Here is an 8922-nt window from a genome sequence, read left to right on the forward strand (position 1 = left end):
ACAACAACGACGGAGACCACAACAACTACAACTACCGAGACTACAACTGAGACTACAACAACAGAACCTGAAACAACAACTGAGACTACAACTGAGACTACAACAACAGAACCTGAAACAACAACTGAGACTACTACGGTGACTACAACGCTTCCTGAAATCACCTCAACTGAAACATTAACCACTGTCAGCAGCACTGAGACAATTCCGGTTGCTGAGACAACAACTGTTCAGCCTTCACAGGAGGCTTCAAATGTAAGTACAACAACAACTACTATCGCAAAGCGTATGAACACGTATCTTCTTGATGTGATGACAACGACCTCATCAAGTAGTACATATCCTCCGGCTGTTCAGGGAAAACCTGTTTTCCACCTCAGCCACACAGAGGTTTGTCTTGACGATGCACGTACAAAGACTCAGACTGCGGAGATATATGTTGACGGTGCAAACCAGCTCTATTGCAATAGTCTTATCTATCTTTACTTCGATGACCGTATGAAGGTAGGCGAAGCAGTAGGCGAGAGTGCTATCTCAAAGTTGACAAGCAGCCATTCGGCAGGAGATACAGGTGATTTTATAGTTCTGGTTACTGCCGGACGTACAAATTCTGGTAAAGACGGTCTTATGTGGACTGTTGATTTCACACTTCCCAGCGACTGTAAGGTAGGAGATATCTACACATTTGAGATAGGTCCTACAAAGTACGGAGAAAAGCCGCTTTTCACTAACATTGAGAACAATGATGCGGGAAAGGCCATGACAGAATATATCTTTACAAAGGGAGTAAGCATAGGAAGTATCAGAGTAGTTGAAAATCCTCCTTATGCTCTCGGAGATGTAAACAACGACAAGTTTATAGATTCTGTTGACGCTTCAATGGTACTTGCGGAGTATGCAAAGCGCTCAACAGGTATGAGTGACGATAATGAGGACGAAAGTACCATGACTGAGCCATTCAAGCCAGAGCAGGAAATAGCAGGAGATGTTAATTGCGACGGAATAATCGACGCGGTAGATGCTTCGCTCATACTTGCTTATTATGCTTATGTATCAGGTACAAAGGAACCAATGACGCTTACGCAGTTCATTAAAAGCAAAGGTTAAAAATATCTCCCACAAGGGCTAAGTTGACCTTGTGGGAGATTGTTTTGTAGCAGCAGGTGCAGTGTATGGAAGCAGCGCCTGCTTTTTTTATTGCGGCAGCGACTTTGCGTAGAGTGCTGCCTGTTGAAAATAGTTCGTCGATCGGAAGTGCGTTTCTGTCTCTGTGATCATTCTGAGTGTGAGCAGGGTGTATTTTTACAACGGGGTTTAAATTCGTGGAGATACCGGGTATTATACGCCTGAGCTTACAATCTATTATAGCTGAATGGTTGATTCTGCGTATGCGGATGTTACTGTGGCCATTGGCGCAGGGACTATGGTATCTATAGCGTTGTTCGTTTCATTTTCCTTCATTTCTCTGAATATCTAATATTTTTCACCTTTGGTTTGAATACGTCGCTTCTCAGTACATAATTATAAAACAGGCGTAAAGAAGATAAGTGATCAATTCTTTACGCCTGTTATGCTTTTGTTTTTAGCTTAAAAGTACATATATAGCTGACATTTTATCATGCCGTTGTAGAGCTTGCGGCGCTTATGAGCCTCTGTTCCGAAGAACTTCTCAAACTCCTCATGAGGAGAGATGATATAGCTCTGTCTGCTGCCTCCTTTTCCAAGAACCTTGCCCATTTTACGGTATATATCTTCAGCTTCCCGTAGCTCGAGAAGTCTTTCACCGTAGGGGGGATTGCAGATAACGATCGAATCTTCCGGCTGAACGAACTGAGTTATATCAGCCTGTTCTATTTTCATTCTTGACTTTATACCTGCCTTATGAGCGTTGTCAAGGGTCAGAGCAACAGCTGCATCGTCAATATCAGCACCTATACCACGGAATTCTGCAGTCTTGTCAACGTTGTCGATAGCTCTTTTGCGCTCCTCTTGCCATACACGGCTGTCAAAGGTGCTCCACTTTTCAGCAGCGAAACGTCTGTTTATCCCAGGAGCGATGCGGAGAGCTTTCAGAGCGGCTTCGATAAGGAGAGTACCGCTTCCGCAGAATGGGTCACAGACTACAGAATCGGAGCGCACCCTTGCAAGGTCAACGATGCCTGCCGCCAGAGTTTCCTTTATGGGAGCGGCGTTTGAATTACGCCTGTATCCGCGCTTGTGGAGTCCCACACCGCTTGTGTCGAGATAGAGCGAAACAACGTCTTTCAGTATACTGAACTTTATCTGCACTGTTGGACCCGTCTCCTCAAACCAATTTATGCCGTATTTGGAGCTAAGGCGTTCTACCGCAGCCTTTTTTACTATGGACTGACAGTCGGGAACGCTGTGCAGAGCAGAGTTCAGTGAATATCCCTTGACAGGGAATGCGTCCTTCGGGCCGATATAGCGTTCCAGTTCTGCAGCTCTTACGCCCTGAAACAGCTCCTCGAAGGTCGTCGCTTTGAACTCAATGAGCTCTATGAATACTCTTTCTGCCGTAGAAAGGCAGATATTAGCACGGGCGAGGATATTTCCGTCGCCCGTGAAGCTTATTTTTCCGTCGCTGACCCTGAGGTCAGTTCCGCCTATTTTCTGAATCTCATATTTTAACACGCTTTCCAGGCCAAAGTGGCATGGACAGCATAATCTGATGTTATTGCTCAAAATATCACCTTTTATCAATATTCAGCAAATCCGCTTGCTGCACCGCCTGCGTCACCGCCTGCAGCTGCTGCGCCTCCTGCGTCACCGCCTGCAGCTGCTGCGCCTCCTGCATCGCCGCCTGCTGCAGCCCCGCCTGAAGCATCGCCGCCTGCTGCTGCGCCTCCTGCGTCGCCGCCTGTCGCAGCTCCGCCTGAAGCGTTGCCTCCTGCTGATCCGCCTGAGGTACCGTCAGCTGCACTTGTTGTTGTCTGTGTGGTAGCCTGTGAAGCATGGCCTCCATTGCAGTACGGAGGAGAGTAATTATCCGTTACCTGTGATTTCCAGTAACCGATAATGCTGCTCTTCGGGCAGTAGGAGCCTGCTATCTTGCCGGTGCTAGAACACATCGGAGCCTCGATAACGGAGCTTACCTTCTCGAAGTCGTAAGCGGTATCGCCATAGTTCTCGATAATGTAATTGCCTATGACGCTGCGCCATGTCTTTGCCGAGATTACCATGTTTGGCAGTTCAAGGTAGGGACTGATATATTCAAAGCCAACGGTTATTCCGCTTGCAAAGTCAGGTGTAAGACCTACGAAACACTCGTCAGCGAAGTCCTGAGTAGTACCGGTCTTTCCTACAACGACCTTGTTGGGAAGAACAGCTTCGGGAGCCGTACCGCCTACGCCTACAACGTTTTTCATAAGACGGTTCATAACGTAGGCTGTCTCGTCAGAGACAGCGCGTCTCGGATTGCCGTCATTCTGATAGATCACCTGTTGATTGCTGTCCTCTATCTTTGTTATGAAGTGAGCGTCGTACTGCATACCCTGATTTCCGTAGGGTAGATATGCGTTTACGAGGTTTTCAAGAGTTGTACCGTGTGTTAAAGCGCCGAGTACGAGAGGAGATTCAAGTCCTCTTTCAACCTTGTCCATTCTGAGACCGAGCTTTTCTGTAGTGAAGTCATATACTTCCTCCGGTCCCAGCTGATGAACAAGCTGAGCCGAGATAGTATTTTTTGACTGACGAAGACCGTCCCAGAGCTGAACGTATCCGCCGCCACCCTGTAAACCGCCGTAGTTCTTAGGCCACCATTCACCGTCGACTATCATTACTCCGGAATCCTTTATGGCAGAGCCCCAGTGGAACTTGCCGGATTCGATGGCGTAGCCGTAACCGGCGATAGGCTTGATAGTAGAACCTACCTGACGTCCGTTGTCCTTTTTGCAGGCGTAGTTCGTAACAAGAGAGCCTTTTTTCTCACCGGTATTTCCAACTGCACAGAGGACCTCGCCCTGATAGTTTATAGCGACGAAGGCAACATGGGCAGAATATTCCTCAGGAACTCCGTCAGGATTGCCGAAGGGCTTGAGGTCGACGGTCTTGTTGTACTGATAGGGATATAAGAACTCACCTAGTACGTTGTCAACATTGCTGAGCCTGTCCTCAACGTAGGTCTGCATTTTCTTGTCATACTTGGTATATATCTTATAGCCGCCCTTGTATATCTTTTCGAGAGCGGTATCTTCGTCAAGATCATATGTCTCTGCGAACCAATCTCTTGCCTCAAGGAGGATATTGTCCAGTACCCAGCTGTAGGCTTCTTCCTTGTTCTTAAGGTCTTCAAGCTCTGATTCAGGATGGAGAGCCTTATACTCGTCTGAGTCGGTGAAGATAAGAGGAGCGACCATATACTCCTGATACTCGTCGTAGCTGATAGATCCGTTATCGTACATCTGGTAAAGAACGTATTCCTGACGGGGTTTGTTGTTAGCTTTGCCGTCTACAACTATAGGAGACGTAAGGTCGTTGTCGTCCTGACGATACTCAACCTGTGGACCGTATTCCTCAGGGCTCTTTGGTATAGCCGCAAGTACAGCTGCCTCGGGTATGGATAACTCGTCAACGCTTTTTCCAAAATATTCCAGAGAAGCTGTTTGTATTCCGTTTATAGGACCGCCGAAGCCGATATAGTTAAGGTATTCCTCAAGTATCTCGTCCTTGGAGTAGGACTTTTCTAGTTGCATAGCCGAGAATATTTCACGTATCTTACGCTGCGGAGAGTGCTCGTCGTCGCCTGATAGATTTTTTACCAACTGCTGCGTGATGGTGGAACCACCCTGCTCGGTGTCGTAGAAGTGGAGGAACATATTGAGGAAGGCGGAGAAGGTACGCTTATAGTCAACGCCCTCATGAACGTAGAAACGCTCGTCTTCGGTATATACGAAAGCGTCCCTAACGTGTTGCGGTATCCTGTCGATAGAGACAGGTATACGCTGCATACCTACTGTGAATTCTCGCACCATTTCCAGTTGATCGTTTCCGTTTTCGTCCTTTACCTCTGCGTAGATATAGGTGTTGCTTCCAGATTCAAGATCCTGAAGAGTTACTGTAGTGGAGTCGTCCATGAATTTGAGTACATAGACGGTAAGGGCAGTACTTACGATAGTACCTGTTATTATGATAACCAGGGTAAGGGAAAGCAGAGTGGCTGTTATTACTGATATCAGCTTCTTGAATACCCTGAGTATCTTGCTGCGTTTTTTCTTTTTCTTCTTTTTCTGTGGTAGATTATACACTTCTTGATCCGCCGCTTCAAGGTGGCGGGAAGTGGGAAAATTCTTATCGTTCATTGTTGTCAGAATAGCCGCTGTGAACGGCAAAGCTCCTTTCAAAAATTATATATGTCTGTATATAAATATACATTATACATTATATCACGTATCACGTCAAATGTTAAGACTTTTCTGAAAAAATCGGCAATTTGTATAATATAGAAAAAAGGGGCGATACTAAATAAGGATATTTCGGCAAGGGAGTGATAAAATGACATACAGGAGCGCAAAAAGGATATATTTTACGCTTGTAACTGCGGCTGTTATAGCAGTATTTCTCGTAGTCTGCACCCTCGGTCAGGAGGTGCACAGGAAGCGGGTTGAGACCCGGCTCGCAGCGGCTGCGGTCCACGAGGGAAGGCAGGGCTTCATCGTTCGCGAGAGCGGGGGAAGGGCTGCGGTTTTTAGAAATGGCGAGGAAAAGCCATATCTTCTCATAGACGTGGAGCTGTCCTTGTTGTCGGACTACGACCGGGAGGCGCTTTCCGAGGGAATATATATATCCAGCGAGAAAGAATTGAGGCAGTTCATCGAGGATATCTCATCGTGAGTTCTGAGGAGGTCTGCGGTGCTTTTTCTTCTTCCTAACAGAGAAGCCGAAGTCGCCCAGTTTCCTTCCGAGGGCGAAGTACTCGCCGTGGGCGAAAACCATTAGACCGCACTGCTGGAGGTTGAGCTTCCCCTTACTGTCGATGAATCTTTCGTCGGCGTCTATGCCAACTATTTCCGCAAGGAACATGGTGTGAGAGCCGAGGAGCTTTTCCTCAGTGACTCTACATTCAAGGCTCAGGGGACATTCCTCGATAAGGGGGGGAGCAACCTTCTGTGCAGGAGCGGTATGTAGACCGCAGAGTGCGAATTTATCCGTATCCTTTCCGCTTTTGACGCCGCAGAGGTCGGTCTCACGGCACATAGCGGAGGTAGTGAGGTTTATAACGAATTCTCCCGAGCTTTTGATTATATCGTGTGAATACCTTTCGGGGCGCACTGATATATAGGTCATAGGCGGTCTTGTACATACTATTCCTGTCCAGCCTATGGTGAGCACGTTAGGTTTTTCGTCAGTTCCGCAGGTAACGAGAGCTGCGGGAACGGGAGCGAGCAGAGTGCTGCCCTTCCAGAATTGCTTAGCCATTGTTTCTCCTTTTGGGTATATTCTTGTTTACACTGAAGCTCTTTTCAGCCTCACCGTGCTTTCTTTCATTAAGGAAATGCCTGTATTTCCTGAAGCTGTACTTGCCTTTTTCCTTCGTTGCGCTGCCATATTCTATAGCGTCGGCAGGGCAGTTTCCCACGCACGCCATACAGTGTGAACAACTGTTACCCCATACGGGCTTTTTGTCCCTGATAGATATATTGTTCAGGGGACAGAGCTTTTCGCACTTTCCACAGCTCACGCACTTATCCGTGGCGAAGAAATCCTTTGTGGGCATTTTGTATTTTGTCCACACGGGATTGAAGGGTATCGTTATCAGCTTTTCAAACATGAAGATATGACGTCCGCGGAGCCTTTCGCCGCGCTTAATCAGGTCAGCAGTCTCGTCGAGCCTGTCGCATGCGCTCAGCAGCCTCTTTTTTATCTCGTCGCTTGTCTGCGGGGGATAGCGTCCGAGGAAGTAGTTTCGGGGCATAATGATCTCGGTATGCCCCATGTACTCCATTTTTTTCTTCCTAAACAGCCTTTTTGCAAGGTAGCCTGTAATACCTGAATAGCCTGCGCTGTTGGCAATGAAGTAAACTTTCCTATTGCCTGAGAGTTTAAGCCTTTTAAGGTACTTGCTAAGAAAACGCGGCATCTCACATACATACACCGGAGCACATACTATGAACGGCTTTTCCGAGCGTATCTCGGACAGGTCGCTTCTTTTTATCCTGTCCAGCAGATCAACGCACTCGTCGCCGAGCTTTTCTGCAAGCTCCGTAGCGATGAACTGGGTGTTACCAGTCGCTGAAAAATATAAAACCATAGATCTCTCTCCAATCACATATACAAAAAGCGGTCAAACGTTTTGTGTATCAATATAATTATACCATTATTAAGGGAGATTTTCAATCTTTTTCGCAAATTTCAGCCCTCTGGCAGATTTCGGCATATTTCGCAGAGCTGAGGTGGTATAATATGGCATGAAAAGGCTGAAAGGCACAGTGAAAAGGAGGAGAAGCAATGAAAATAGATATAAAGAACGAGAACGGCACTGCAGTCGCAAAGCTCAGCGGTGAAATTGACCATCATAACGCAAAGGAGCTGCGAGAGGAGCTTGACCGCTTTATCGTGACGGCGCAGCCTCGGGAGCTTGCCATAGACTTTGGTGGCATAACATTCATGGACAGCTCCGGTATAGGACTTATCATGGGGCGATTCAAGCTGCTCAGGGAGTGCGGGGGAAAGCTGGAGGTGCTGAATCCTCAGCCATATATAAAGCGCGTCATGAAGCTTTCGGGCATTGAAAGAATAGTAAAAATACGGTAAAGGAGAAATAAAATGGAAATACTCAACGAGATAAGGTTCAGAATGCCGTCCCTCTCTGTGAACGAGGCAGTTGCACGAGCGGTGGTGTCGTCATTTCTGATACAGGAAGACCCTACGATAGAAGAGCTTTCGGACATACGTACGGCGGTGTCAGAGGCAGTGACCAACGCTATAGTACATGGTTATAGAAACTGCAGTGGAGATATTGAGTTGACTGTGCGGCTACTCCCGGAGAGGACGGTATACATAAGGATAAGGGACAAGGGCTGCGGAATTGCAAATATAGAGCAAGCAATGGAGCCTCTTTTCACCACAGCTCCCGAGGAAGAGCGCTCGGGGCTGGGATTTTCGGTAATGCAGACCTTTATGGATAGGCTCTCGGTGCGGAGCGCTCCCGGAAAGGGCACCACGATAACTATGAGAAAGAGGCTCTCCGCCCATGGGGACTGAGGTGAAAAATCCTGCCGCCGAGGATAATCTTGGGCTCGTCCACCTCTGTGCGAACCGCTTCCGGGGACGCGGAATAGAGTACGACGATCTGTTCTCAGCTGGCTGTATTGGGCTGCTTAAAGCCGTCAAAGCCTTTGACAGCGGCAGGGGAGTGAGGTTCTCGACTTACGCTGTACCTGTCATACTCGGCGAGATAAAGCGACTCTTTCGAGACGGTGGCTCCGTAAGGGTAAGCCGGAGTTTGAAGGAACTTTCACTACGCTTGCAGCGGATGTGCGAGAGCTTCCGGCAGAAGGAGATGAGAGAGCCCACGGTGGCTGAGCTTGCAGCTCTGTCAGGAGAGAGCGAGTCTACGGTATCTGAGGCTCTTTGCGTATGTCAGCCCACGGTATCCCTCACCTCTGGGGACGACGAGGAAGGACAGACGGATATTCCTGTTGAAGCTCCTGACGAGAGCATAACAGACTTGATTGCCCTGAGACAGATAATGACGGAGCTGGAGCCTACCGACCGGGCCCTTCTTGAGCTCCGTTATTTCAGGGGGCTCACCCAGACAAAGACCGCAAGGGCTCTCGGAATGACGCAGGTACAGGTGTCCCGGCGTGAAAAGAAGCTTCTGATGCAGATGAGGGAGGAGCTACTCAGCTAACCTGCCATTCATTCCTTGGTAAAAAAGTATATTTTATTGCGGAAATTATCGAA

At 47.9% G+C, this 8922-nt stretch carries 9 protein-coding genes; 5 read left to right on the top strand and 4 right to left on the bottom strand.

Translation table 11 applies throughout. The annotated features are described in order from the left end of the window. Positions 1-1107: dockerin type I domain-containing protein (locus J6U00_RS11770; RefSeq protein ID WP_296582077.1), on the top strand; the 1107-nt coding region annotated here is incomplete at its 5' end. 480 nt (positions 1108-1587) lie between these two features. Here J6U00_RS11770 and J6U00_RS11775 read toward each other — a convergent pair. Both J6U00_RS11775 and J6U00_RS11780 read right to left on the bottom strand, forming a co-directional pair. After that, a complete protein-coding gene (locus J6U00_RS11775) occupies positions 1588-2703 on the bottom strand; it encodes a class I SAM-dependent RNA methyltransferase (RefSeq protein ID WP_296582079.1) in 1116 nt (371 codons plus the stop codon). A gap of 14 nt (positions 2704-2717) precedes the next feature. Beyond that, positions 2718-5348 (bottom strand): transglycosylase domain-containing protein, encoded by a 2631-nt coding sequence (locus J6U00_RS11780; protein ID WP_296582080.1) that lies wholly within the window; start codon positions 5346-5348, stop codon positions 2718-2720. 163 nt (positions 5349-5511) lie between these two features. Between J6U00_RS11780 and J6U00_RS11785 the strand changes: the two genes are divergently transcribed. Continuing rightward, positions 5512-5850, top strand: coding sequence for a hypothetical protein (locus J6U00_RS11785; protein ID WP_296582082.1), 339 nt, complete (start codon positions 5512-5514; stop codon positions 5848-5850). On the opposite strand, the gene J6U00_RS11790 is transcribed toward J6U00_RS11785, so the two are convergent. Then, a complete protein-coding gene (locus tag J6U00_RS11790; protein ID WP_296582084.1) occupies positions 5842-6435 on the bottom strand; it encodes a flavin reductase family protein in 594 nt (197 codons plus the stop codon). The two genes, J6U00_RS11785 and J6U00_RS11790, sit on opposite strands and share 9 nt — an antisense overlap. Next, positions 6428-7267, bottom strand: coding sequence for an EFR1 family ferrodoxin (locus J6U00_RS11795; protein WP_296582086.1), 840 nt, complete (start codon positions 7265-7267; stop codon positions 6428-6430). Before J6U00_RS11795 ends, J6U00_RS11790 begins: the two co-directional genes overlap by 8 nt. Before the next feature lie 197 nt (positions 7268-7464). On the opposite strand from J6U00_RS11795, the gene J6U00_RS11800 reads away from it, so the two are divergent. Genes J6U00_RS11800 through J6U00_RS11810 form a run of 3 tightly spaced genes read left to right on the top strand, consistent with a single transcriptional unit; the run spans position 7465 to position 8869 of the window. Then, positions 7465-7770 (top strand): STAS domain-containing protein, encoded by a 306-nt coding sequence (locus J6U00_RS11800; protein WP_296582088.1) that lies wholly within the window; start codon positions 7465-7467, stop codon positions 7768-7770. Positions 7771-7782: 12 nt separating this feature from the next. Next, positions 7783-8220, top strand: a complete 438-nt coding sequence (gene spoIIAB, locus J6U00_RS11805) for an anti-sigma F factor (RefSeq protein ID WP_296582091.1) — start codon at positions 7783-7785, stop codon at positions 8218-8220. Next, positions 8210-8869 (top strand): sigma-70 family RNA polymerase sigma factor, encoded by a 660-nt coding sequence (locus J6U00_RS11810; RefSeq protein WP_296582093.1) that lies wholly within the window; start codon positions 8210-8212, stop codon positions 8867-8869. The genes spoIIAB and J6U00_RS11810 overlap by 11 nt, the downstream gene beginning before the upstream one ends. Positions 8870-8922 lie beyond the last annotated feature (53 nt).

The sequence above is a fragment of the Ruminococcus sp. genome, assembly GCF_017650195.1.
Classification (GTDB): domain Bacteria; phylum Bacillota; class Clostridia; order Oscillospirales; family Ruminococcaceae; genus Ruminococcus.

Bases quoted from the DNA above. Each gene is read 5' to 3' on its own strand.
- spoIIAB (WP_296582091.1), top strand. From the start codon at position 7,783: ATGGAAATACTCAACGAGATAAGGTTCAGAATGCCGTCCCTCTCTGTG.
- J6U00_RS11810 (WP_296582093.1), top strand. From the start codon at position 8,210: ATGGGGACTGAGGTGAAAAATCCTGCCGCCGAGGATAATCTTGGGCTC.
- J6U00_RS11790 (WP_296582084.1), bottom strand. From the start codon at position 6,435: ATGGCTAAGCAATTCTGGAAGGGCAGCACTCTGCTCGCTCCCGTTCCC.
- J6U00_RS11800 (WP_296582088.1), top strand. From the start codon at position 7,465: ATGAAAATAGATATAAAGAACGAGAACGGCACTGCAGTCGCAAAGCTC.
- J6U00_RS11795 (WP_296582086.1), bottom strand. From the start codon at position 7,267: ATGGTTTTATATTTTTCAGCGACTGGTAACACCCAGTTCATCGCTACG.
- J6U00_RS11785 (WP_296582082.1), top strand. From the start codon at position 5,512: ATGACATACAGGAGCGCAAAAAGGATATATTTTACGCTTGTAACTGCG.